Source organism: Rhodococcus sp. SB1D, from assembly GCF_048573875.1.
In the GTDB taxonomy this organism is placed as follows: domain Bacteria; phylum Actinomycetota; class Actinomycetes; order Mycobacteriales; family Mycobacteriaceae; genus Rhodococcus_F; species Rhodococcus_F qingshengii.
This window is the reverse complement of record NZ_JBMAIQ010000009.1, coordinates 266,888-290,566: the sequence shown is the minus strand read 5'-3', so window position 1 is coordinate 290,566 and position 23,679 is coordinate 266,888. Positions and strand designations below refer to the sequence as shown.

At 62.4% G+C, this 23,679-nt stretch carries 26 protein-coding genes and 2 riboswitches; of the genes, 8 read left to right on the top strand and 18 right to left on the bottom strand.

Annotated features, from left to right (window positions below; translation table 11 throughout):
• Window positions 1-4: 4 nt before the first annotated feature.
• The 15 genes from ACN50D_RS21160 to ACN50D_RS21090 form a co-directional block, all read right to left on the bottom strand.
• Window positions 5-1,147: an LLM class flavin-dependent oxidoreductase gene (locus ACN50D_RS21160; RefSeq protein ID WP_007726843.1), complete on the bottom strand. Its 1,143-nt coding sequence runs from the start codon at window positions 1,145-1,147 to the stop codon at window positions 5-7.
• Complete coding sequence (locus ACN50D_RS21155; protein ID WP_212633986.1) at window positions 1,144-1,968, bottom strand: DUF1684 domain-containing protein; 825 nt, start codon at window positions 1,966-1,968, stop codon at window positions 1,144-1,146. Before ACN50D_RS21155 ends, ACN50D_RS21160 begins: the two co-directional genes overlap by 4 nt.
• Window positions 1,965-3,335 (bottom strand): NtaA/DmoA family FMN-dependent monooxygenase, encoded by a 1,371-nt coding sequence (locus ACN50D_RS21150; RefSeq protein ID WP_007726841.1) that lies wholly within the window; start codon window positions 3,333-3,335, stop codon window positions 1,965-1,967. The genes ACN50D_RS21155 and ACN50D_RS21150 overlap by 4 nt, the downstream gene beginning before the upstream one ends.
• Window positions 3,336-3,359: 24 nt before the next feature.
• Window positions 3,360-4,478, bottom strand: coding sequence for an LLM class flavin-dependent oxidoreductase (locus ACN50D_RS21145; RefSeq protein ID WP_007726840.1), 1,119 nt, complete (start codon window positions 4,476-4,478; stop codon window positions 3,360-3,362).
• Window positions 4,465-6,087: a dipeptide ABC transporter ATP-binding protein gene (locus ACN50D_RS21140; RefSeq protein ID WP_007726839.1), complete on the bottom strand. Its 1,623-nt coding sequence runs from the start codon at window positions 6,085-6,087 to the stop codon at window positions 4,465-4,467. The genes ACN50D_RS21145 and ACN50D_RS21140 overlap by 14 nt, the downstream gene beginning before the upstream one ends.
• Window positions 6,084-6,974, bottom strand: coding sequence for an ABC transporter permease (locus ACN50D_RS21135; protein WP_007726838.1), 891 nt, complete (start codon window positions 6,972-6,974; stop codon window positions 6,084-6,086). The genes ACN50D_RS21140 and ACN50D_RS21135 overlap by 4 nt, the downstream gene beginning before the upstream one ends.
• The gene (locus tag ACN50D_RS21130) at window positions 6,967-7,965 is read right to left on the bottom strand and encodes an ABC transporter permease (RefSeq protein ID WP_054186919.1); all 999 of its coding nucleotides are present in this window, start codon (window positions 7,963-7,965) and stop codon (window positions 6,967-6,969) included. Before ACN50D_RS21130 ends, ACN50D_RS21135 begins: the two co-directional genes overlap by 8 nt.
• A gap of 2 nt (window positions 7,966-7,967) precedes the next feature.
• Complete coding sequence (locus ACN50D_RS21125) at window positions 7,968-9,605, bottom strand: ABC transporter substrate-binding protein (protein ID WP_003944291.1); 1,638 nt, start codon at window positions 9,603-9,605, stop codon at window positions 7,968-7,970.
• Window positions 9,606-9,744: 139 nt separating this feature from the next.
• The gene (locus ACN50D_RS21120) at window positions 9,745-9,834 is read right to left on the bottom strand and encodes a putative leader peptide (protein WP_310504006.1); all 90 of its coding nucleotides are present in this window, start codon (window positions 9,832-9,834) and stop codon (window positions 9,745-9,747) included.
• Between the two features lie 8 nt (window positions 9,835-9,842).
• A riboswitch (SAM riboswitch) is annotated at window positions 9,843-9,937 on the bottom strand.
• Between the two features lie 17 nt (window positions 9,938-9,954).
• Entirely contained in the window at window positions 9,955-10,545 is a 591-nt protein-coding gene (locus ACN50D_RS21115; RefSeq protein ID WP_042925869.1) for a GNAT family N-acetyltransferase, read from the bottom strand.
• Between the two features lie 8 nt (window positions 10,546-10,553).
• Window positions 10,554-11,663: an FAD-dependent oxidoreductase gene (locus tag ACN50D_RS21110; protein WP_064443279.1), complete on the bottom strand. Its 1,110-nt coding sequence runs from the start codon at window positions 11,661-11,663 to the stop codon at window positions 10,554-10,556.
• Between the two features lie 10 nt (window positions 11,664-11,673).
• Window positions 11,674-12,645, bottom strand: a complete 972-nt coding sequence (locus ACN50D_RS21105; protein WP_007726832.1) for an ABC transporter substrate-binding protein — start codon at window positions 12,643-12,645, stop codon at window positions 11,674-11,676.
• Window positions 12,646-12,679: 34 nt separating this feature from the next.
• On the bottom strand, window positions 12,680-13,465 hold the full coding sequence (locus ACN50D_RS21100; protein ID WP_212633985.1) for an amino acid ABC transporter ATP-binding protein: 786 nt from the start codon (window positions 13,463-13,465) through the stop codon (window positions 12,680-12,682).
• Window positions 13,462-14,436, bottom strand: coding sequence for an amino acid ABC transporter permease (locus tag ACN50D_RS21095; RefSeq protein WP_212633984.1), 975 nt, complete (start codon window positions 14,434-14,436; stop codon window positions 13,462-13,464). Before ACN50D_RS21095 ends, ACN50D_RS21100 begins: the two co-directional genes overlap by 4 nt.
• A gap of 110 nt (window positions 14,437-14,546) precedes the next feature.
• The gene (locus tag ACN50D_RS21090) at window positions 14,547-14,624 is read right to left on the bottom strand and encodes a putative leader peptide (RefSeq protein ID WP_350318888.1); all 78 of its coding nucleotides are present in this window, start codon (window positions 14,622-14,624) and stop codon (window positions 14,547-14,549) included.
• A gap of 7 nt (window positions 14,625-14,631) precedes the next feature.
• Window positions 14,632-14,726: riboswitch (SAM riboswitch) on the bottom strand.
• 199 nt (window positions 14,727-14,925) lie between these two features.
• Between ACN50D_RS21090 and ACN50D_RS21085 the strand changes: the two genes are divergently transcribed.
• The 8 genes from ACN50D_RS21085 (at window position 14,926) to ACN50D_RS21050 (ending at window position 21,377) form a co-directional block, all read left to right on the top strand.
• On the top strand, window positions 14,926-15,693 hold the full coding sequence (locus tag ACN50D_RS21085; RefSeq protein ID WP_212633983.1) for a sulfite exporter TauE/SafE family protein: 768 nt from the start codon (window positions 14,926-14,928) through the stop codon (window positions 15,691-15,693).
• 37 nt (window positions 15,694-15,730) lie between these two features.
• Window positions 15,731-16,546, top strand: coding sequence for an HAD-IIA family hydrolase (locus ACN50D_RS21080; RefSeq protein WP_003944345.1), 816 nt, complete (start codon window positions 15,731-15,733; stop codon window positions 16,544-16,546).
• Between the two features lie 290 nt (window positions 16,547-16,836).
• Window positions 16,837-17,394 carry an alternate-type signal peptide domain-containing protein gene (locus ACN50D_RS21075; RefSeq protein WP_047269467.1) on the top strand — a complete coding sequence of 186 codons (558 nt, stop codon included), beginning with the start codon at window positions 16,837-16,839 and terminating at the stop codon, window positions 17,392-17,394.
• A 4-nt stretch (window positions 17,395-17,398) separates the two neighbouring features.
• Window positions 17,399-17,968 carry a hypothetical protein gene (locus tag ACN50D_RS21070; RefSeq protein ID WP_212633982.1) on the top strand — a complete coding sequence of 190 codons (570 nt, stop codon included), beginning with the start codon at window positions 17,399-17,401 and terminating at the stop codon, window positions 17,966-17,968.
• Window positions 17,965-18,609, top strand: a complete 645-nt coding sequence (locus ACN50D_RS21065) for a signal peptidase I (protein ID WP_064443277.1) — start codon at window positions 17,965-17,967, stop codon at window positions 18,607-18,609. The genes ACN50D_RS21070 and ACN50D_RS21065 overlap by 4 nt, the downstream gene beginning before the upstream one ends.
• On the top strand, window positions 18,593-19,195 hold the full coding sequence (locus tag ACN50D_RS21060; RefSeq protein WP_082920554.1) for a SipW-dependent-type signal peptide-containing protein: 603 nt from the start codon (window positions 18,593-18,595) through the stop codon (window positions 19,193-19,195). Before ACN50D_RS21065 ends, ACN50D_RS21060 begins: the two co-directional genes overlap by 17 nt.
• Window positions 19,196-19,200: 5 nt before the next feature.
• Window positions 19,201-20,781 carry a signal peptidase I gene (locus ACN50D_RS21055; RefSeq protein ID WP_212633981.1) on the top strand — a complete coding sequence of 527 codons (1,581 nt, stop codon included), beginning with the start codon at window positions 19,201-19,203 and terminating at the stop codon, window positions 20,779-20,781.
• Window positions 20,781-21,377 (top strand): alternate-type signal peptide domain-containing protein, encoded by a 597-nt coding sequence (locus tag ACN50D_RS21050; RefSeq protein ID WP_047269470.1) that lies wholly within the window; start codon window positions 20,781-20,783, stop codon window positions 21,375-21,377. The genes ACN50D_RS21055 and ACN50D_RS21050 overlap by 1 nt, the downstream gene beginning before the upstream one ends.
• 43 nt (window positions 21,378-21,420) lie before the next feature.
• Here the strand turns inward: ACN50D_RS21050 and ACN50D_RS21045 are convergent, their stop codons facing one another.
• The 3 genes from ACN50D_RS21045 to ACN50D_RS21035 are packed head-to-tail and all read right to left on the bottom strand — an operon-like array spanning window position 21,421 to window position 23,541.
• A complete protein-coding gene (locus tag ACN50D_RS21045; protein WP_212633980.1) occupies window positions 21,421-22,644 on the bottom strand; it encodes an O-succinylhomoserine sulfhydrylase in 1,224 nt (407 codons plus the stop codon).
• Window positions 22,641-23,069 (bottom strand): rhodanese-like domain-containing protein, encoded by a 429-nt coding sequence (locus ACN50D_RS21040; RefSeq protein WP_007726822.1) that lies wholly within the window; start codon window positions 23,067-23,069, stop codon window positions 22,641-22,643. Before ACN50D_RS21040 ends, ACN50D_RS21045 begins: the two co-directional genes overlap by 4 nt.
• Before the next feature lie 46 nt (window positions 23,070-23,115).
• Entirely contained in the window at window positions 23,116-23,541 is a 426-nt protein-coding gene (locus ACN50D_RS21035) for a hypothetical protein (RefSeq protein WP_019749485.1), read from the bottom strand.
• Window positions 23,542-23,679: the final 138 nt, after the last annotated feature.

Below are 23,679 nucleotides of genomic sequence, written 5' to 3'. Positions count from 1 at the left end.
AAACTCACGCTGCCAGTAGTGCGGGCAGTCCCCATTCCTTGGCAAGCAGCTCGTACGAGCGCAGACGATCCTCGTGCCGATGGGTCACCCCGGTGATCACCAATTCGTCCGCTCCGGTGAGCTTCTGCAAACTGTCGAGCCTGTCGGCGACGGTAGACGGTGAACCGACGAACTGCGTGATCAGCCGATCCTCCACCACTGCTTCGTCGGCGTCGGAAAGTGGGAGCGCTGTCGCGGGATCGGGGTACGGGATGGCGCCGTGCCCGCTGCGAATGCTGTGCGTCCAGTGCGCGAAGGTCGACGCCAACTCCCTCGCCGTCGCATCGTCTTCCGCAGCAACAACATCCGCGGAGACGACGACATACGGCTCCGACAGAACTGCCGACGGTCGGAATGCTGCACGGTATGCCTCGACGGCATCGAGCGTACTCGAGGGCGCCACATGGTAATTCGCACCGAACGGCAATCCGAGTCGTCCGGCGAGCTCGGCACTGGGGCCCGCACTGCTTCCGAACACCCACAGTTCGACGTCGGCATTCTCGCCGGGACTGGCGTGCAATTCGATGCCGTCGCGGGTTCTGTAGGTACCGTTCAGGAGCGAGCGTATGTCGTCGACCTGCTGCTCGAAATCGGGCGCCTGCGCGCCCGGAAACGCCAATGCCTCGAACGACGCCTGCAACCGCGGTGACGTGAGAAGACCGGTTGGATCGAAGGGTGCCGGGATCACGACGCCGTCGCGTACGACGTTCTCTCGCTTCGATTCTGCCGGCGCAGGCGTTCCGGCAGCGACGGCGCGAAGTGCCTCCACCCGACGCTGTCCGCTGCGCCCGATGCCGAGATCGATACGACCCGGATACAACGCTTCGACGGTACCGAAGGCCTCGACCACCTGAGCCGCCGTGTTGTTGCCCAGCAGCACGGCGGCCGAGCCGACGCGAATGGTGTTGGTGGCGGCCGCGATCAGCCCGACAAGCACTGCTGGCGACGAAGAGGCAACACCGACGAAGTGGTGTTCGGCGACCCAGTAACGCTTGTATCCCCACGCTTCGGCAGAACGAGCGAGGTCCAGCGAGTTCCGCAAAGCCTGGCGGGCCGTTCCGCCCTCACTGATCGGCGAGAGGTCGAGTACGGACAGCGGCGCGCTCACCTCGGTCCGCTTTCGGAGCGGGTGTCCGGTGTCTTCTCGCCGGCTTCCACCGCGAACGCCAGGCGGTTCTCGGCGGGGGCCACCGGGCACGTCGCGTAATCGGTGAACGCGCAGGGCAGGTTCGACGCCCGATTGAAATCGAGGACTACCGCGCCACCGGGTTCAGGTGCGCTCACGTGCAGCGAGCGTGCGGCCGGGTAGGTGGACACACCACTGGTCGCGTCGGTGAACAGGATGTGAAAGCCGTTGTCCTTGCCCGCGAACGCAATCAGCGTATGCGTTGCACCGTCGTGTTCGAAGCTGATGGTTCCTCGGGCGTCGTGATGATGCTCGAGGCGCTCGACGACCGCGCCCGTCGTCACCGTGCGAGCCTCCTCGAAAGCTGTGAAGACACCCTCGATGCGCCACTGCGGGTCAGGCTCGAAGGTCGGGATACCACTAAACTGCGCCAATGCCGGGGCCGACGAATCGTGGATCCGCAGAGCCACCTCGCCGGTGCGGCGGATGACCTCGACCAACCGCGCGCCCTGCTTGACGATCAGTCCCGGCGCCCCCTCGATCGGATTCAGAGTGGCCGAACCCTCCACTGCGACGCCGTCGATCGACAAGTCGTCTGCGGGCGTCGCGGTGACGACAACGGCATTCGCGTCGGCGCGCCATGCACCGGGCAGGTCCGCGAAGGTGGAATCGGTGTCCACCAGCCAATGCAACGCAGTCAGGCTCAGCCAGCCGAGGGGTTCGCCGAAGGTGGCGTCGCGCGAGGCGTGCCAGGCATTCCAATCGCCGGTGAAGGTACTGGTGGAAGTGTCGGTAACGGTCATGATGCGCGGACTCCTTCAGCCTGCTCGTGCGGGTGGCGCAGCCCGAGATGGCTGCGCAGGGTGGTTCCTGAGTACTCGGTCCGGAAACTGCCGCGGTCCTGAAGTTCCGGTACGACGGTGTCGATGAACTCGTCGAGGCCCGCGGGGGTGATGTGGGGAACGAGGATGAATCCGTCGCTCGCGTCGCCCTGGACGTAGGTGTCGATCTCGGCAGCCACCTCCGCTGCACTACCCACGAACTGTTGGCGGGCAGTCACTTCGATGATGAGTTCACGGATGCTGAGGTTTTCGGCCTCGGCCTTGGCACGCCACTGATCTGCGACCGCTCGCGGATCCTTGACGTGGCGGACGCGTCCGCGGGTGATGTTGACGTCGTCCGACGGATCTTCCTTCGGCAACGGGCCGTCGGCGTCGTACTGGGAAAGATCTCTGCCCCACACCTGTTCGAGAAAAGCGATGGCAGTCTGGGGCCCGACCTGCTGCCGCCGGATGTGATACGCCTTCTCCTGTGCGTCCGCGGCGTTGTCACCGAGGACGAAGGTGGCGGCGGGGAGAATCTTGAGGTCTGCGTGCGTGCGTCCGTACTTGGCCAAGCGTCCCTTCACGTCGGCGTAGAACGCCTTGCCTGCTTCGAGCGTTCCGTGCCCGGTGAAGATGGCATCGGCCTTGGCCGCGCCGAACTCGCGTCCTTCGTCGGAGTCACCGGCCTGCAACAGAACTGGGTGCCCCTGCGGACTCCGTGGAACTTCGAAGCGTCCGGCGATGTCGAACTGCTTACCGGAGTGCTGGAACTGGCCGACCTGCTGGTCGGTGGCGAAAACACCGCGCTCACGGTCGACGATCGGACGATCGATGCTCCAGCTGTCCCACAGCGTCCGTACTGCGTCGACCAACTCGTTGGCGCGTGCATACCGCTCGGAATGCTCCAGATAGCCACCGCGGCGGAAGTTCTCGCCGGTGAAGGCGTCCGAGGAGGTGACCAGGTTCCAGGCGGCGCGGCCGTCGGAGAGATGATCGAGCGTCGAGAACTGCTTGGCCAACTCGTACGGTTCGTTGAACGTGGTGTTGATCGTCCCGGCCAGGCCGAGATGCGTTGTCACACCGGCAACCGCATTGAGAATGCTGAAGGTGTCCGGGCGACCGACTACGTCGAGGTCGTGAATTTTGCCCTGATGTTCGCGTAGGCGCAAACCCTCTGCGAGGAAGAAGAAGTCGAACAATCCGCGTTCGGCACTGCGGGCGAGATGCTCGAACGAGCTGAACTCGATCTGGCTCTTGGACGCCGGATCGGTCCACACCGTGGTGTTGTTCACGCCGGGGAAGTGAGCGCCCAGATGAACTTGCTTGCGAATCCTGTTCTGTGTCATCGGTGTTCCTGTTCTCTGCTCGCGCTACGCGAACTGATTGACGGGCAACTCGAAACCCAACCGCTCGCGCAGCGTCGGGCCGGTAGTCGGTCGCGGATTGAGATTCGGCACCACGTCCGCCGCGATCTTCTCCACTGCGGCAGCCAAAGCCAAGGGACGCAGGACAACACCGTCGACCCCGGCCAGCCCACCGATCTCGCGAAGGAGGACAGTCAGGCCGGCACTGTCACCGCGATAGAACAGCGAGTGCGGGGCGTACGGCGCTCCCGCCCATTCCTCGAGTTCGGCCAGAGCGTCGTCGGCGGCTCCGCGATCAGCGCCGAGAAGCACGTCGACGTCGAGGAGAACCCTGACGCTGCGCCCGAGGGCAGCGGCATTCGCGTGGACCAGCTTGGCCGTGGCGTTGGCCACGCCGAGGTCGGTTGCCGAGATCCGAATCAGATCTCCGCGCGCAACAGCGAGCTCGCGTGCCTCCGGCCTGCTCGCGTCGACGGCGATCAGCGGCTGCCCCTGCGGGGAGCGCGGCGTGATGGACGGCCCTTTGACGGAAAAGTTCTTTCCCTCGAAGTCGATGTAGTGCAGCTTGTCTCGATCGATGAATCGTCCGCTCGCAGCGTCCCGTATCTCGGCGTCGTCCTCCCAGCTGTCCCACAGCCGACTGACCACCTCGACAGCCTCGGACGCTTCCTCCCACGCGGACTCGGGGCCCTGCACTGCCTTTCGGCCGAACAACGACGCCTGCTCAGCGGTGTCGGACACCGCGACCTGCCAGCCGGCCCGCCCCGCTGAGGAGTAGTCGATACTCGCGACAGCCTTGGAGATGTGGAACGGCTCGGTGTGCGTGACTGTCGCGGTGGGGATCAGGCCGATACGCGAGGTCACAGCACTCAGCCGCGCCGCAGTTGCAACCGCCTCCAATCTGCCCCGCACTGCGTGCTGGCCCTCGGATTGCAGTCCGAACGAGTCGGGGAGGAACGCCAGATCCACCCCACCCCGATCCGCGGCGGTCACCAGGTCCACCCAGTACGAGGGCGTGAACAGATCTTCGGCGCGCGAATCCTCGCGTCGCCAGGAGTACGGATGAGCTCCGGTTCCCTCGAATTCGAGGCCGACCAGGAATGCTCCGGAACTACGCTCGGACATGTTCGGCCTTTCGTGTCGAATGATCCCGCCCGGGGATCGCGTCGAGAAGTGTGCGTGTGTACTCGTTTCGGGGATTGTCGAAAATCTCGGTGGTAGTGCCGATTTCGAGCAATCGCCCGGCCTGCATGACGCCGACGACGTCGCTGATCTGGCGAACAACCGCAAGATCGTGGGAGATGAAGAGATAGGTCAGGCCCAGTTCGCGCTGCAACTCGTCGAGTAGCGCCAGAATCTGCGCTTGCACCGAGACGTCGAGAGCGGACACAGGTTCGTCGAGAACGAGCAGGTCCGGCTTCAACGCGAGCGCACGAGCGATCGCCACCCGTTGACGCTGGCCGCCCGAGAGTTCGGCCGGTTTGCGGCTCAGAAACTGCTCGGGAAGTGCAACCTGATCGAGCAACTCTGCCGCACGAGTCTGCTGCTGGCTGCGTCCACCAACCTTGAAGGCCCGCAGCGGCTCCGCAACGATGTCCTGGACCGACAATTTCGGGTCTAGTGATGCATAGGGGTTCTGGTACACGAGCTGGATCTTTCGGCGCAGCTCGCGCAGATCGCTGCCCTTGACCTTCGTGATGTCGTGTCCGTCGAAGGAGATGGTGCCGGCATCCGCCTGCTCCAACCGCACGGCGATGCGCGCCGTGGTCGACTTGCCGGAGCCCGACTCCCCCACCAGCGACACCGTCTGACCCCTCGGAACAGTCAGCGACACTTCGTTCACCGCGGTGATCGAACTCCCGCGTCCGACGTTGAAGTGCTTGGTGATTCCCGTCAGGGTCAGCAGCGGGCTGGTGTCCTGGCGGACCGGGCGAACGACTGGTCCCGAGGACAGGCTCGGCGCAGAGCTCAGAAGTTTCTTCGTGTACTCGTCTCGCGGGTTGTCCAGAATATCTGCGGTGCGGCCGGATTCGACGATCCTGCCGCCCTGCATCACCAGGATCCGGTCCGCGCGGTCTGCGGCCACACCCAGGTCGTGCGTGATCAGGAGCACGGCGGCACCGGATTCGGCAATCCGCTCGTCGAGATGGTCGAGAATGCGCCGTTGAACCGTGACATCCAGAGCACTGGTCGGCTCGTCGGCGATTACGAGGGCCGGGTTCGCGACAAGCGCGATACCGATCAGAACGCGTTGCCGCATACCGCCGGAGAGCTCGTGCGGGTACTGGCGTGCTCGGATTTCCGGCCGGTCGATACCCGCGCGCTCGAGCACCTCGACGGCGTCCAACCGGGCTTTGCGACGGTCTGCGAGGCCGTGGATCCGGAGGACTTCTGCAACCTGGTCGCCGATCCTCGTCACCGGGTTGAGCGAGGTCGTCGGATCCTGCGGCACCAAACCGATACGCGCGCCGCGGATTCGCTGCCACGCACGGTCGGAATACGAGTCGATCTGTTCACCCTCGAACTCGACGGTCCCGCCGGTGACGTGGCCACTGCCGGCGAGCAGACCCAATATCGCGTGGGCCGTGGTCGACTTACCGGAACCCGATTCCCCGACCACCGCAACTACTTCGCCCCGACCGACGGTGAAGCTCACGCCGGATACCGCGGGCTCGGCGCCGTAGGCGATCTGTAAGTCGGTGACGGAAAGCAACTGTTCCTCGGTCGTGCTCATCGCCGGTTATTCCTTTCGATCTCGTGGCCGATACGGTGTGCCGAGATGACCACGGCGACAATCGCGAGACCGGGAAGTGTGGTCATCCACCAGGCATTGGCGAGGAAATTACGTCCCTCGGATACCAGCGATCCCCATTCCGGGGTAGGCGGAACGGCGCCGAATCCCAAGAAGCTCAGAGCCGACACCGCCAGTACTGCCTGCCCGAACTCGACCGCGGACAGCGCGACCACCGGCGCGTAGGAGTTGGGAAGCACGTGCCGACGCAGGACACCGAGCCACTGCACACCCGAACTGAACGCGGCCTCGACGTACTGAGCTCCGCGCACCCGCATCACTTCGGCACGCATCACTCGCGCGAAATTGGCGACCATACTGACGCCGACAGCAATGGCGACGTTGATGGTGCCGAAGCCGAGTGCGGTCACCAGTGCCAACGAGAGCAGCAGCGCCGGAATGGACAGCAGCACGTCGACGATGCGCATCAGCACGGCGTCGACGACGCCACCGACAAAGCCCGCGAGCAAACCGATTATCGATCCCGCCACCAATGCGATTCCGACCGCCACCAAGGTTGCGGTCAGGGACAGCGCGGCGCCGTGCACGAACCGTGTGTACAGGTCACGACCGAGATTGTCGGTTCCGAACCAGTGAGCCAGGCTCGGGCCCTGCAGTTTGTCCGCCGGGACACCGGACAACGGATCGCCGCTGGCAAAGAATCCGGGTGCGACGGCAAAGCCGATGGCAAGCAACACGATCAACACCGGAATCACCAAGCCGGGCTTTCGGATCCAGCCGATGGCCGTGGACTTTCGGCGCGAAACAACAGGTGCCTTCGCCTCGACGCTCGGATCGAGGAGTAGGGGTTCGATCAATGTGTCAGACATGAGCCGGCTCCAGATCGGTCGAGCTTTCGGTATTCGACTTTTCGGTGTGACTCTTCTTCGTCTGGATGATCCGTGGATCTATCAAGGGGTAGAAGAGGTCGACCGCGAGGTTGACGAGCACGAACACGAGAGAGGCGAACACAACGACTCCCTGCACCACCGGGATGTCCTGCGCCATCACCGACGTCTGTGTCAGACGGCCGACGCCCGCGCGGGAGAACACCGTTTCCACAACCACCGAGCCCGCCAGCAGCGTGCCGACCAGCACACCGGCAATGGTGAATGCCGGAATGCTCGCCAGTCGCAACGCGTGACGGGTCTGCACGCGCCAACGGCTTGCGCCCTTGGCGTACGCAGTCTCCACGTGCGGCGAACGTAGCGTCGACTGCAGGCTGGTCGTGAGCACCTGCGCGATCACCGCGCCGGTCGGGATCGCCAAGGTGATCGCCGGAAGAATCACCGTTGCGAATCCCTTGTCTCCGAATGCCGGGAAGATGTGCAGACGGAACGAGAAGAGTTGCAGAAGAATCAGGCCCACCCAGAAAGTGGGCACTGCCACACCCAGCGGCGGCAGCGAGAACAACAGGTTCGCGAGCCACCGCCTGCGGGTGTAGGTAGCGAAGAACGCGATCGCCACTCCGAACAACACGGCCAGAACCAAAGCGGTGGTTGCCAAGACCAGAGTGCTCGGCAGCGCCGAGAAGATGGCATCCGTCACCGACTGACCGGTGGAGATGGACGTTCCGAAATCGCCGCGAAGAGCATTCGTCAGCGATGTCCAGTACTGCACCCACACCGACTGGTCCAAGCCGTACCGTGCCCGAAGCTGATCGAGCGCAGCCTGATCCACTGCAACACCCTGACCGGACGAGTCGGCAGCCATGCTGACGGGATCACTGGGCAGGAGGAACAGAATCACGAACGAGATGGTGAAGGCGGCCCACAGAACCACTGCGGCCTGGCCCAGTCGGGTGAGTACGTATCGAGTCATGATTACTTACCCGACAACCATGCGTCGTAGAACTGCAGGCGCGAGGAGGCTTCGAAGTTCAGGTCCTGCACACTCGATCCGGCGCCGATGGCCTGCGAGAGCTCGATGGTGGGGATGGAGAGTCCACGGTCGAGGATCAATTCCTGTGCGGTGGATACCAGTTCGCCGCGTTGGCCGTTGTCCGTGGCTGCAAGCTGGTCTGTGAGTACCTTGTCGAGCTCCGGATCTGCGCCGCGACGGTTCAGGTTGCGGCCTTCGGTGCTGAACGATGCCCGCAAGATGTCGGCGTCCGCGCGAGTGCTGTTGTAATACAGCGAATCGTAATCACCCGATACTCCCTTCTCGGTCCATTCACCGTTCGAGACCAGGTTGAGCTGCAGATCGACGCCGACCTTCTTGAGCTGCTGCTGCACGAGCTCGAGGATGGCCTGGTTACCCGAGAACACCGGACTGAAGGTGACGCTGAAAGTGAGCTTCTGCCCGTCCTTCTCGCGGATACCGTCGCTGCCGGTCTTCCAACCAGCCGCGTCGAGGAGTTTCGCCGACTTGTCGGCGTCGTACGTCACGACACTGGATTCGTCGCTGTAGAGCGGAGTGGTGTGAGCCAGCGGGCTCGTGGCCGGGAAGAACGACGGATCCAGAACGGTGTCGACGAGTTCTTGGCGGTTGATCGCGGGAATGATGGCCTGACGAACAGCCTGATCAGCGAGAACGCCGCGACTGACGTTGGGCTGGAAGAAGAAGCTCACACCCGGGTTCGGCCTTGTGAGGATTCGTCCACCCGCGCCCTCGATTTGCGGCGCATCCTGCGGAAGCGCATCGCTGACCGCATCGAGCTGGCCGGAGGCCACGCTGCCCGCCCGCACACCGGATTCGGGAACCACCGTGAAGTCGACGCCATCGAGGTACGCCTCGCCCTGATGCGCGACCGCATCCGAGGCCCAGTTGTATCCCGCACGCTTGGCGATCTTGACGCTCTTGTCCTGCTGCCAGTCGGTGTACACGAACGGTCCGGAGGCGATCACCGCTGCACCGGGGCAGCGCTGCTCGGATGCCAGCGCGGTGGTGGAATCGGCGAGGATTCCAAGCTGTGGCGTCGAAGTTGCTTGCAGGAACTGAACATTGGGTCCGGAGAAATTGATCTTCGCCGTGTGAGCATCTACGACGTCGGTACCGGTGTACGAGGACAGGTAACTCTTCGCCAACGACGCGTTCGGTCCCAGGTTCTTGACCGAGTCGAAGGTCTTCTTCACCGAATCCGCCGTCACCGGTGTGCCGTCACTGAAGGTGGCGTCGTCGCGAAGGACGAACGTGAAGCTAGCGGCGTCGGGGCTGATCTCCCAACTCTTGGCGAGCCACGGGGTGATCTCTCCGGTGTCGGGATTTTGATCGGTAAGCGAATCCACCACTGTCCGAGTGACATACACGGTCTGGTTACTGCCGGCCTGGGCCGGATCGGCGCACGTCGGCGCCTGCGACAGACCGTAGCGAAGGGTTCCGCCGGACTGGGCGGGGCCTGCGTCGGCAGCACTGTCACTCCCGCTGCTGCAGCCGGCGAGGACGGTGCCGAGAACCGAGACAGCACCGATACCGGCGATTACGGTCGCGCGTTTGCGGGCACCGAATGAGGGCGAAGACACCAAGAACTCCTAAAGAGGCATGCCGAAGAGCGCACCCGTCGCCTGAGACGAAAAAGGCGATCGAGCACGAATCACTTGTGTGAGAAGAGAAAACAGACTTGTCGACGACTCGCCTGAGTGTGAATGACTGACCGAGAGGTCAGTTGGTACAGAAAGATCCCGCGGTGCGGCACAGGTCTACGTGACGACGCGACCAGGCGGTATCGAAACCGCCTTCGACTGCCTTCATTTCGTGTTCCTCCATCGGTCCTGGCGGTAGCACCCGCACCCGATCACTCGGGGGGTTGCTGCGACTTCAATGAGCCAGGTCTCTCGGTCGCTCTGGATGGTCGTTCGCAAGTGTACGAGGTCAAACCCGGGTGTTGTCAACCCGGTCGGTAGGAATTGCTGCTCGAGTCACATTTTCGAGCACCCGAAGTTGTTTCTCGAACGGGTGGACGCCCACCTCTTCGGGCGAGAGTGAAGCGTCGTAAAGCGGTGTGTATCCACTGGACAGATACAGCGCGACGGCCTCCGGCTGCCGAGGACCCGTCGTGAGAAACACACGGTTGTATCCACGAAGTTCGATCTCTCGTTCCAACTCGCGAACGACGGCCTTGCCGAGGCCACGCTTCCGATAGTCGACCGACGTCCAGATTCTCTTCAGTTCGGCAGTGGTGGAATCGAATTGACGAAACGCACCACCGGCGATCGGCAGACCGTCGTGGGTGAGCACCAGAAGCGCACCCTGCGGGTAGGCAAATTCTTCTGCCGGATACGTCGTGAGATCATCGAGCATCGCTTCGCGAGTCCCGCCGTAACGCGAACTGTATTCGAGTGCCAACTCCGCGATCAGTGGAGCTGCCAAGGGATCGTCCTGCGATACCGAATAGACCTCTACCGCTCCGACACCCTCGAGCTGTCGAGTTCCGAGCTCCAGTGCCACAACACTTTCCTCCATGAATCTGGTCAACGCTCCCCCAGCCTGAAAACTTCCGGAGCGAGGGTGGTTCCGTCGACGAGGTCCGCCACAAGTTCACCCAAGGCCGGACCGAACTTGAACCCGTGCCCCGAGAATCCCGCCGCCACCGTGACGGCGCCGACTCGGTCGATGACGAAGTTACTGTCCGGCGTGCTCGTGTACAGGCACGTGATCGACTCGACACGGGTGGAATCGACGCCGGGCAACCACGACTCGGCGTACTGGGCCAATCGCCGCTCTCCGTCGACGTCAGGGGTGTAGTCACGGGTCTGCGGAGTCACCACCGGCCCGGTCGCGTGTTCGCCGATCTTGATCCCGTCCTCGGAACCGAGCCCGTAGATCCCCGCGGTCTCCAATTCTGCGCCGGTGTGGTGAACGAAACTCGGCCACTCGACTCCGGGATCGAGCGGTGCGAAGTGTGCTGGTTGTTCCTGTGTCGTGCGCAGTGTCGGCAATACGATCTCGGAGCCGAGACCGCTGTCTGCGATCAGGTCCGCAGTCCACGCACCGGCCGCGATCACGACCTGACGAGCTGCGAGCGTTCCACTGTCCGTCACCACGTCCACGCCGTAGGACGCTCGCGCGAGTGCCAACACCCGAACATCGTGACGGACCTCGGCACCGGCAAACACCGCTCCCGCCTTCAGAGCGGTCACGGCGCGGTCCGCGTGCAACCGGCCTGCGTCGGGGTGATGGAGCACCGTGGTGTCGAATCGCAGCCCCGGCCAACGGGCGGACGCCTCGGCAGGAGTGAGGATCTCACCCTTGATGCCCGCCTCGCGAAGTATCTTCGCCTTGGACTGCACTGCCTGCGGCAGGCCGTGATCGACGGCACCGGTGAGTTCCAGGAACCCGATGTCCGTCGTGGTCTCCAACTCCCGCCACAGCGGCAGCGCGCCGGCCGCCAAACCTGTGTACAGGTGATTGTCGTACGCCTGCCGGTAGATACGCGAAGTACCGTGCGACGCACCGTGCTTGTGACTCGGCCCGAACTGTTCCAGCTGAACTACGCTACGTCCGCGTGCCGCGAGCCGCCATGCGGCGGAGGACCCGACGAGTCCTCCGCCGATGACGATCACATCGAGAATCTCACTCATGGACGAGAGCTCACTTGGTCTTCGGAAGGCCGGGCGGGTTGATCAGGGACGTGTCGACGGCTTCGCTGGTGATGTTCCAGCGCTCGAGGATCTGCTGGTACGTGCCGTTCTCGATCGTGTGGTTGATCGCGTCGTTGATCGCCTTGATCAGGCCGTTGTCCTTCTTCACCAGCACCGCGATCTGCCCCTGCAGGGTGTCGCCGGCCCCGGAGAACTCACCGACAACCTCGGTCTCCCCCGACTGCTTGGCGTGGAACTGCGACGACGGGTTCGGGCCGAAGTAGGCGTCGATCCGGCCGGACTGCAGCGGGAGGTAGTAGTCGGTGGTGTTCTGGTAGTAAGAGATGTCGGTAGGCGCCAGGCCGGCCGCGACGTTCTGCTCACTCCACTTGACCAGCAGCGCTTCCTGATTGGTGCCCGAGGAGACGGCGATCTTCTTGCCCGCGACGTCCTTGGGTTCCTTGATGGAGATTCCGGCACCCTTCTTGGCTTCGAAGGCGAGGGTGTCGAGACGGTAGGTCGCGAAGTCGTACTTCTCCTTACGCTCCTCTGTGACAGTCACATTGGAGAGGAAGGCGTCGGCCTCACCGGAGTCGATCCGGACGAAGTTCTGTGCCCAATCTGCTGTCTGCAGGTCGACCTTCAAGCCGAGAACGTCACCGATCAGATAGGCGAAGTCGGTCTCGGAACCGATGAGGGTGGTGTCGTCGTCGGCGTAGAAACGGAGCGGCGGAGCGGAACCGGCACTACCGGTGACGCGCAGCGTGCCACGATCGCGGATGTCCTGAGGTAGCTCGGCGGCGATTGAATCCACCTTGTCGGTGGTGATGCGGTTCTGATCGGCCGTGAGGTTGTAACCCGCAGCAGCGGTGACCTGGGCGCCGTCGGACTCGGCGTCCGCGCTGCTGCATGCAGCGCTGAGCAATCCGACGGTGGCAAGCGCCGAGATCAGAAAAGTCGCGCGACGGGATGTGGAGAACATCAATTTTTCCTTCCGGGAATGAGTCTGGGTCGCGTCAGAGGACGCGGGAGAGAAAGGCTTTGGTCCGTTCGTGGACCGGATTGTCGATCACCTGCGAAGGCGGGCCCTGTTCGACGATGACGCCGCCGTCCATGAAGACCGCAGTGTCCGCCACTTCCCGAGCAAATCCGACCTCGTGTGTGACGATCACCAAGGTGGCGCCGTCACGGGCCAGCTGAGCCAGGACTTCGAGAACCTCGCCCACCAGTTCCGGGTCGAGCGCCGACGTCGGCTCGTCGAAGAGAATGACCGCCGGCCGCAGTGCCAGCGCTCGCGCTATCGCGACGCGCTGTTGCTGGCCACCGGAGAGTTGGCGCGGATACTCGTCTGCCTTGTCGCCCACCCCCACTCGCTCGAGCAGTGCGTGGGCCTCGCGGTACACCTCGTCACGATCACGCTTCTGGGCCGAGAGCGGCGCTTCCACCACGTTTTCCAACGCGGTCAGGTGCGGAAACAGGTTGAAGTTCTGGAACACGAATCCGATGTGCGAACGCTGTTTCAGGATCTCGCGGTCACGCAGTTCGTGGAGTCGATTTCCCTTGCGCCGGTATCCGATCAGCTCTCCGTCGATCCGTACGGTCCCGCGGTCGACCTTCTCGAGGTGATTGAGGGTGCGCAGCAAGGTGGACTTACCGGAACCCGACGGACCGAGAATGACGGTCACTTCGCCCTTGCGGACCAGGAGATCAACGCCGGCAAGTACTTCCAGCGTGCCGAAGGACTTGTGAATTCCGCGTGCTTCGACGGCGTACACCGTATCTTCGGCCAGTTCTGCGGTCATCGGGTCGCACCTCTCGGAATATCGAGACGCGCATCGCGAATCTCTTCGAACTTCTTGCGCGCCTTCTGTACCGGAGTCAACGGAAGAGCACGGGCGGATCCTCGTGCATAGTGGCGCTCCACGTAGTACTGACCGATCGAGAGCAACGTCGTGAGGATGATGTACCAGATCGTGGCGACCATCAGCAGGGGCACGACTCGTCCGTTGCGGCCGAAGATGACCTGCACCTGGTAGAACAGTTCGGCGATTGCCATGGTGGAGACGATCGACGTTCCCTTGAAGAGTCCGATGACCTCGTTGGCGGCGTTGGGGAGGATCGCCCGCATTGCCTGCGGGAGAACGATCTTGAAGAACTGGCGACTGCGCGGAATGCCGAGCGAGTGAGCAGCTTCGATCTGACCGTGATCCACCGAGATGATTCCGGAGCGAATGATCTCGGCCGAGTATGCAGCCTGGTGCAGCGCCAAACCGATGACTGCTGCGGTGAATCCGCCGATCACACCGCTGACCTGGAAGGTGAAGTACTCAGGCCCGAAAGGTATTCCGAGAGAAAGTGTCTGGTACAGGTAAGTGATGTTGAACCAGAAGAGCAGCTGCACGATGAGTGGAATCGAGCGGAAGGCCCAGATGTAGGTCCAGGCGATCACCTGCAGGACCGGATTCTTCGACAACCGACCGAGCGCCAGGAAGACACCGAGACCGAAACCGAGGATCGTCCCCCACAGGGTCAGTTTGATCGTCATCCACAACGCGGCGAGCACTGATTTCGCGGTGAAGTACTGCGCGAACGTCGGCCAGTCCCAGCCGGGGTTGACGACGAGTCCGTGGATGAACTGAGCAAGCAGGACCAGCACGACCGCACTGATCACCCAGCGCAGCGGGTGCCAGGTGCGAGCGACGACAAGCTCCGAGTCGGGTAGTTGCGACTCGGACACCGACTTTTCGGGGCGGACATCGGTGGGCGCGCTCACGGCGCGCTACCTGACGGAGTGGACATCACGAATAGACCTTTCGGGGAAATGGGAACGCAGCTGTGTCCTCGAGTTGGTGAGCTCGAGTTGCGAAGACGACGAGAGTTCGGTCAGCGACAGTGACACGAAGCGGTGCGGCACAGATCGATGTGACGTCGCTTGTGCGCAGCGTGCGAAGTGGTACCCATGTGATGCCTTCCATCGGTCCTGGCGGTAGCACCCGCTCCCGATCACTCGGGGGGTTGCTGCGACGTCGACGAGCCAGGTCTCTCGGTCGCTCTGGATGGTGAGCAAAGACTAGACGCGAAATGTCGAGTCGTCAAATGTTGTATTTCCCTGCACTGCAAGGGAAATGAAGGGCCCACGATGTTGAAATCGCATTGATTCCAACGGTGTCCGCAGCCGCGTTCGGCGTGTTGAATGGAGCGTTCGAATGAAGACCGGGACCGCCGTCCGGACTGACTTTTCCTCTGCCGTACCGTCTGCGGAGTGAGTGGACTCGACGCTTTCTTCATCTTGTTGGCCGGTATCGGCGCGGGCGCGATCAACGCCGTGGTCGGCAGTGGAACGCTGATCACGTTCCCGACGCTGGTCGCCTTCGGCATGCCGCCCGTGACCGCAACCATGTCCAACGCGGTCGGGCTCGTCGCCGGCGGAGTTTCGGGTACCTGGGGCTACCGACGTGAGCTGTCCGGACAGTGGGATCGACTGAGGTGGCAGATTCCGGCGTCACTCGCCGGGGCACTACTCGGTTCGTGGTTGCTCATGCATCTACCCGAGAAACTGTTCGAGACCATCGTTCCGGTGCTGCTGGTCCTCGCTCTCGCGCTCGTCCTCCTCCAACCACGCATCCAGGCGTGGGCCAAGAAGCGTTCCACCGAAGAAACGACGCTGTCCACCAAGAGGCTGATGCTCCTGACCGCCGGCACTTTTGCAGTCGGCATCTACGGCGGGTACTTCACTGCCGCGCAGGGCATCCTTCTCATCGGTGTGATGGGTGCCATCCTCCCGGAAACCCTCCAGCGCATGAACGGCGCGAAGAACCTGCTGTCGCTGCTCGTCAACATCGTTGCAGCAGGGATGTACATCACTCTGGCATTCGATCAGATCAATTGGGCAGCAGCCGGTTTGATCGCCGTCGGCTCACTCGGTGGTGGCGTTCTCGGTGCCCGCTACGGACGGCGCCTGTCCCCCACTGCACTGCGCTACACGATTGTCGTCGTCGGCCTGATCGGACTGTGGCGCCTTCTCGCTTGACCGCCCACATCGGGCGCCACCCGCACATACTGGAGTAATGACCAGTACAGAAGATCAGACCGGTTGGACCTACCTCATGGACATGGACGGGGTTCTCGTCCACGAGGAGCACTTGATACCTGGAGCGGACACGTTCCTGGCAGAGCTGGCGTCGAACGACATCCCGTACATGGTGCTCACCAACAACTCCATCCGCACCCCGCGTGACCTGCGAGCACGCCTGCTCAATTCGGGACTCGACATCCCGGAGAAGTCGATCTGGACGTCAGCGCTCGCAACCGCGACGTTCCTGGCCAACCAGCGGCCGGGCGGCAGCGCCTACGTGGTCGGCGAATCGGGCCTGACCACTGCCCTGCACGACATCGGTTACGTCCTGACGGACAGCGACCCCGACTACGTCGTCCTCGGCGAGACGCGAACGTACTCCTTCGAGGCAATCACCACCGCCATTCGCCTGGTCGAGCGTGGATCGCGGTTCATCGCCACCAACCCGGACGCCACTGGACCGTCGCGAGACGGCTCGCTGCCGGCCACCGGCTCGGTCGCCGCTCTCATCACCAAGGCGACCGGACGCGATCCCTACTACGTCGGCAAGCCCAACGCCTTGATGATGCGCTCAGCCCTGCGGTCCATCGGCGCTCATTCCGCCAATACGTTGATGATCGGCGACCGCATGGACACCGACATCGTCTGTGGCCTCGAAGCCGGACTGCAGACGATTCTGGTGATGACCGGGATCTCGACCCGCGCGTCGGTAGAGCTCTATCCCTACCGCCCGACCATCGTCCTCGAGTCGGTCGCCGATCTTGTGGGAACAACAACCGATCCATTTCGTAGCAACACAAACAATTGATTCAAATTGCAAAACAAAACCGAAACTCGGTAATTAACTGGTAAAAAACAGCAGATTTGCCAGGTTCCGACTCGTCCGCTTTGTCCAACTGAACAAACCAACGGTTTTATTCGCACCAAACTTACAAACGAGTAGTTAGACGCAGGTCAAAGATCATTTCGACACCGAGTGACAGTTGGACTCCAGTCGTAAAATTGATTTTTCGAAAAGTGGTAACGAATCGTTTGCCGTGTCTGATACTCATGTCTGAATGGCCCCATTTCGGGTCCCAGACATGAAATGAGATTTTCATGAAGAAGCAGACCAAGGGTGCGATCGCTGCTGCGGCGGCCGGTGCTCTCCTCCTCGGCGGTGCCGGCTCGCTCGCAGTCTGGAGCGATTCGGCCGACGTCAGTGGCGGCGGGCCCGTCACGTCCGGCGCCCTCGACCTGAGCTCTTGCGCACCGGTCGGTGGCGGGTGGAACTCCCTCAACCCGACGAAGACCGCGATCACCAACATTTCGGCCTACCGCATCGTCACGACCGAAAGCATCGAATACACCTGCGACGTCACTGTGACCGCAGTGGGCGATCGTCTCGCGGCTGTTCTGACCGCTGATACGGCCGGAATCGTTCCGGGTGCGAACAGCGCCGAGCTTGCCGCTGCTGTCGTGCCCGTGACGACAATCAAGGACACTGGCGGCAACCCGATTTCGCAGATCACCAAAGCCCAGAACGGAACGATCGTCCACGTCGGAGTCCGGCTGAACTTCAACGAGGTGGCCAATCAGGTCGCGCAGAACCAGTCGCTGAACTTGTCGGCGATGAAGTTGGTCGTCACTCAGACAGCACTGACACCGGCCCCGTAATTTCATGAGGAAAAAGGTCTGGGGAGCGATCGCAGTCGCGGTGGCTGCTGTAGCGGTGTTCGCATCGTCGCAGCAGTCGCTCGCGCTGTGGTCCGATTCGGCGAGCGCGAATGGCGGTACGGCGACAGCCGCCAGCGTCAACCTCACGGTTGGTACAACTGCCGGAACCAGTGCGGCGTACACCCTGGCGAACTTGACGACGGCCGCGACGCCCGTTGTCCCGGGAAACACGGTGCAAGCACCGCTCACCGTCAAGAATTCGGGGGCTGATCCTCTGCGGTGGCGAATGCAGTCGACGACCACGCCACTTCCGGGATTCACGTTGACCACGTACGGCGTCGACAACGAAGGCGCCTGCCCGACCGGCGTGAACACGGCAGCTCCTGCGGTTCCATCCCTGCTGTCAGCACCGATGACCGCGTCGCTGCAGCACCCGGTTTCACCGGCGTACATGCCGGATCCGCTCGTGCCTGGCGGCACCTACGTCTTGTGTCTGCGGCTCGCGGTGGACTCTGGTGCGGTCTCCGGTCAAACGAACAAGGCCACCTTCACGTTCCAGGCAGGTCCGGTATGACAAAACACTCGACCAAACGCGGTGAACGTACCGGCCCTCTGTGGTGGGTCACCTCGATTGTCAGCTGGACACTGCTGCTGGCAATTTCGGCAGTCATCGTCGCAACCATTGTCGTTCCCTTCTTTGCCGGAGCACAGCGCTTCACGATTCTGACCGGTTCGATGCGCCCGACGTACAACCCTGGATCACTGGTAGTCGTCAAACCTGTCGATCCGTCCGAACTGGGGATCGGTACACCTATTACGTACCAACTGGAATCCGGTCAGCCGACCGTCGTCACGCACCGGATCATTGCAACCAGCGAAAACCAGAAGGGTGAAAGAACTTTCATCACCCAGGGTGACGCAAACGGTGAGCCTGACGAGAAAGAAGTACGGCCAGTACAGATCCGGGGAAAGGTCTGGTACAGCCTGCCTTATCTCGGTTACGTGAACACCTGGCTGACGGGAGAGCAGCGCACCGTGATCGTGGTGATCGTAGTGACCGCTCTACTGCTGTACGCGTCGTACATGATGATCAGCGGCATCCGTGACGGCCGGAAGGAGCGAGCTCGAGCCCGATTGGCTCCTGACCCTGCACCTTTCGCGCCCGCAGACTCCGCCCAGATCGAGAAAGGCCAGAACGATGCCCTCGCGCCCTGACCGTCCGGCTCACCGGATTCGTCACCTGTTGACCAGCACGCGCTTTCGCGCGCTGCTCGCTTTGGGGATGGTACTGGGTGTCGGCGGTGTCACTACACTCGCGGCCTGGACGTCTTCCGCCACGGCAACCTCGGGCAACATCACGACCGGGTCCATCAATCTGCAGTTGAACAGCATTGCCCAGCCCATTCTGACCAGGTCTCTGAATTTCAGTGAGCTTGGCAAGTCCGGAATGATTCCCGGCGATTCGAATACCGCTCTGATCAAGGTCAACAACCTGGGCACCGGGACAACTGTCCCGCTGAAGTACACGATCACGTCTACGAGTAGTGGTGCGTTGACGACCTCTCTACGAATGACGGTTTCCTCCAACGGAACTGTTGCCAACAAGTGCACTGACGGCGCCAACGTCGTGTCCTCGCTCGCGCTGACACTCACCGCGAATCAAGCCATCGGTAGCCCCGACCGCCCACTGGCGGTCGGGGCTACCGAGAATTTATGTGTCTCGGTACAGCTTCCGACAACACCGACACCGCCGACGAACAGCACGTCGAACATCGTCCTGACCTTCACGGCAAAGGTGTGATGGCAATGTCCCGACACACGAAGATGTCACCGAAAGCCTCGACGCCACGTCGGATTCAGGAAATTCTGCTCACGCTCGGCGCGCTCGCAGGATTTGCTTGCATTGCCCTCTTCATAGCCGGATTGGCCTTCGGCATCTCACCGCTGATCTTCAAGAGTGGATCGATGTCTCCCGCGATCAACACCGGGGCACTGGCATTTGCGCGAACAGTGCCTGCTTCAGAAATTCAAGTCGGTGACATCGTCAGCGTCTCCGACAGCCAAGGCACGCGCATCACCCATCGTGTGGAATCAATAGATCAGCAGGGCAACAACCTTGCCGTCGCACAACTGCGTGGTGATGCAAATCCGATCGCCGATCCCGATCCCTACGTCATCACCGAAGCCGATCGCGTCTTCTTCAGCATCAACCGCCTCGGATACGTGGCCGTCTGGCTGTCCGGACCGAGTGGGCTTGTGCTTGGTGCGATTGCCGTCGGCGGGCTCCTGTACATCGCGTTCCGTCGACGTGAGGCTTCCGACGCGGAGGAACCTCAGCGGGATCGTCAGGACATACGCGGCGACTCCCATGCCCTCAAGGCCATCGTCGCCTTGGCTACGGTCGGTCTCACGGTGGTCGGTGTGTCCCAGATCGGTGGTACCAAGGCGGGGTACACCGACACAGCCACGGCAACAAGCATTCAGTTCGGTACTGCTGCAACCTTTCCCACGTCTCCAAGCGCAGCCAGTTGCGCGGTGAATTTTGCGCTCGTTGTTCCGGTCGCGGTGACAATCACCTGGCCCGCGACTGTCGGAAGCTCATACCGTCTCATTGCCCGCGATAGCAACGGATCCTTGTTGGGATCGAATGACTACACCGCAACGTCTACTACAGGCTCCATGAGATACGGCTCGGGCGGTACAACAGTCGCGTTCCCGCTCATCGTCGGCACCTACAACATCGAAATCCATGGACTGAGCGGCACGTCGGTCACGCCGTCGTACTCCGGCTACCAATTCAGCATTCTCGTCGGCCTGCTCTACTCGTGTGGCGGTCCGATCAGCGGGACATCTGCTCTCAGTCGATCGGCAGCGCCGGCACTGGCGGCAGACGCTCCGAGCACTCCTACTACGGCCGTCACTTCCACGACCGCCTCATCCACCACGCCCACCACGACATTGGCGCCGGCTGTGACAACCACCAGCACAACTGCACCGTCGACAACCACCTCGTCACCGGCTACAACTACGGCGCCCCAGACGACGACCGCTACAACGACAACGACAACGACAACGACAACGGTGCCACCAACTACGACCACCCCGAGCGAGGTTCCCGTCGACGCCCCGGCGACCACGACCGGTCTCAGCGCCCAGAAGCTCTCGACTGCCAGCGGAACGGTTGTGTCCGTGTCGAATTCATCGGGCGCTGAGGTATATCGAGGTCCCGTTGACAGCGACGCTGTCCTGCATTGGCTCACCGGAACCGATCAGTTGTATGTGATCACCACTGGCGGCGTCACCGTCATCGACACGTCAACGGGAGTCTGGGCCGAATCTCCTGCCCCGAGCGAACTGCCGGACGAGATCAAGGCGCTGGTGCCGTGATGAGAAAGACAACGAAAGCTGCCATGGCAGTTGCCGCGGCCGGAGCCGTATTGCTCGGCGGTTCGGGCACATTGGCGAAGTGGACCGACAGTGCGACCCTGACAAGCGCCGCTGTCCAGTCCGGGACCCTGGATCTGGGAGCGTGCGTGACCACGAGCGGCGGGGGCTGGTATTCGCAGGTCTACGTCAACGCGCCCACCAATCCGAATCCACTCGTATATATCCCGGACATCACTACCTACCGGCTCAAGCCCGGATTCAACTACACGTATTTCTGCGATTCGAAGGTGATGGCCACCGGCCCACGTCTGAAAGCGAACGTGACAGTCGACAAGACCAAGTTGAGCGGCGGGCTCGCGGCCGCCAACATCGACCTTCGCACGTACGTCACGGATCAGAGCAACAATCTGCTGTACGACAGCACAGCACCGACGCCGAACCTCATCGCGGTCACGTCGGCCCTGAACAACACCAATCTGACGGCGCAGGTGTTGTTCACGATCTACCCCACCGACACGACAAGCTCAGGTCTCACACTGAATACGACGGCGTTGACGATCGACGTCAAACAACTGGGTCTCACGCCCGCACCGTAGAACGCCTTGCCGTCGGAAGTTCGAGGCAAGGCGCTCCAGCGATTCAGCCGAGTGCTCGCTTCAGATCAGCCAACAGATCAGCCGTGTCTTCGAGACCGACGGACAGACGGACAACGCCGTCTGTAAGACCCACTGCTGCACGGCCTTCCGGACCCATGGCCCGGTGCGTCGTCGTGGCGGGGTGAGTGATCAACGACTTGGAATCTCCCAAGTTGTTGGAGATGTCGATGACGCGCAGACCGTTGAGAACCTCGAACGCCCGCTTCTTGCCCTCTCCGTCAGGCGCATCGAGCTCGAACGTGACAACCGTTCCGCCACCGCTCATCTGAGACTTCGCGAGCTCGTGCTGCGGATGCGACGTCAGGTACGGATACTTGACCCACTTGACGCCGGAGTGTCCTTCGAGGAATTCGGCGATCTCGAGTGCCGAAGCCACGGAGTGCCGAATACGGACCGGCATCGTCTCCAGGCCCTTGAGCAGAGTCCACGCATTGAATGGACTGAGCGCAGGACCGGTGTGCCGCATCAGTTCTCGAACGGGACCGCTGATGTATTCTTCGGTACCGAGGATCGCGCCACCAAGCACGCGGCCCTGACCGTCGATGTGCTTGGTGCCGGAGTACACAACGACGTCGGCGCCCAGATCGAGGCTGCGCTGCAGAAGCGGCGTCGCGAAGACGTTGTCCAGCACTACCTTTGCACCGGCTGTATGAGCAAGCTCCGACACCCGTCGAACGTCGACGAGAGATTGCATCGGGTTGGACGGCGTCTCGAAGAACACTGCCGTGGTAGGCACGGACAGCGCCTCTTCCCACTGCGCGTTGTCTTCACCGTCGACGAAGACGACCTCGACTCCCCAGCGCGGAAGAATCTCGTTGCACACGACGAAGCAGGATCCGAAGAGGCTGCGCGCAGCCACCAATCGGTCGCCGTTGGCCAACAGTGCGCCCAACGCCGTGAAGACTGCCGACATTCCGCTGGCAGTCGCAAAGCAGGCTTCTGCACCTTCGATGAGACGCAGACGCTCTTCGAACATCTTGACGGTCGGGTTGCCGTAGCGGGAGTAGACAAAATGATCCACCTCGCCGGTGAAGGCTTGTTCGGCGGCTTCTGCACTCTCGTAGACGAATCCGGAGTTGAGGAACAGCGCTTCGGAAGTCTCCTCGAACCCGGTACGCATCAGTCCGCCGCGAACACCGAGGGTGCCGAGACCGACGTCGTCCGGCAGCGCTCGTTGAAATGCGCCACCCTGGGGAATTCCGCTCACTGCTGCCTCCATGGCAAGCCGATGGCCCGCCAACCTACAAGTCCGCGATGTCCGTCGGCACCCAATGCGCCTTCGAACCCGTCGAGCACGTTGTACGACGGGCCGATGCCCGCCGCAGTCGCAGCTTCCGCCGCACCGATGGAACGCTGTCCGGATCGACACAGGAAAATCACCGGACGCTCCGACCCGGAGGAATCAGCAGTGATGCCGGCTTCCTTCAACTGGTCGACGAAGTTGTCATTGCGCGCGCCGGTCGGGTGGCTCACCCATTCGATCAGTGCGGCCTGCTTGCCGAGGGAGGACACATCGGGGACACCGACGTACTTCCACTCCGCATCGGTCCGCACGTCGACCAGCACGGCGTCGGGGTTTTCGCGGAGCAGCTCCCAGGCTTGCTCCGGCGTCAGATCGCCTGCGTAACTCACGTAGTCCATGTTTTCACAAGACTGCCGTGAGCGCCTGAGCGGGCCGTCAGTTGCAGACGACCCAACGGTTGCCGTCACGGGTCAGGGCCCAGGTCGAGACTCGCTCGCCCGCTCCGCCACCGGTGATCGTCACGTCGGCCCGGGCGCGATCGCCGTTGACCACGACCCCGTCCACACCCTTCAGTTCGACCGTTCCGTCGACGCCGGCCATCGGACCAGTGCTCGAATTGAAGCTCGCGCAGGTCAGGGTCTTGACCGTCTCCGCGTCATTCCGATTCTCGGCATCGACGTAGTCGGTGACGGAGCGGCTCACGCGGTCCGACTCGGTGACGTTCTCCTCGGCCGGCGAGATCCACGATGCGACGAAGATTCCACCCAGGATCAAGGCGACGATGGCGACAGCCAAGAGGAACGGCCCCGCAGACGCCTTCTTGCCATCGATGTTGTCGGATTCGCGCAGCTCGTCACTCATAACGCCAATAGTCCCCCACAACTTGAAATTGTGGCCCGTCAAGGATCAGGCCCCTACCCCGGATACCCGAGACAACAGGAGAATGGGAGGAAAGAATAGGTTTACCCACAACCGATCGAGTGAGAGTGTGGATCCGTT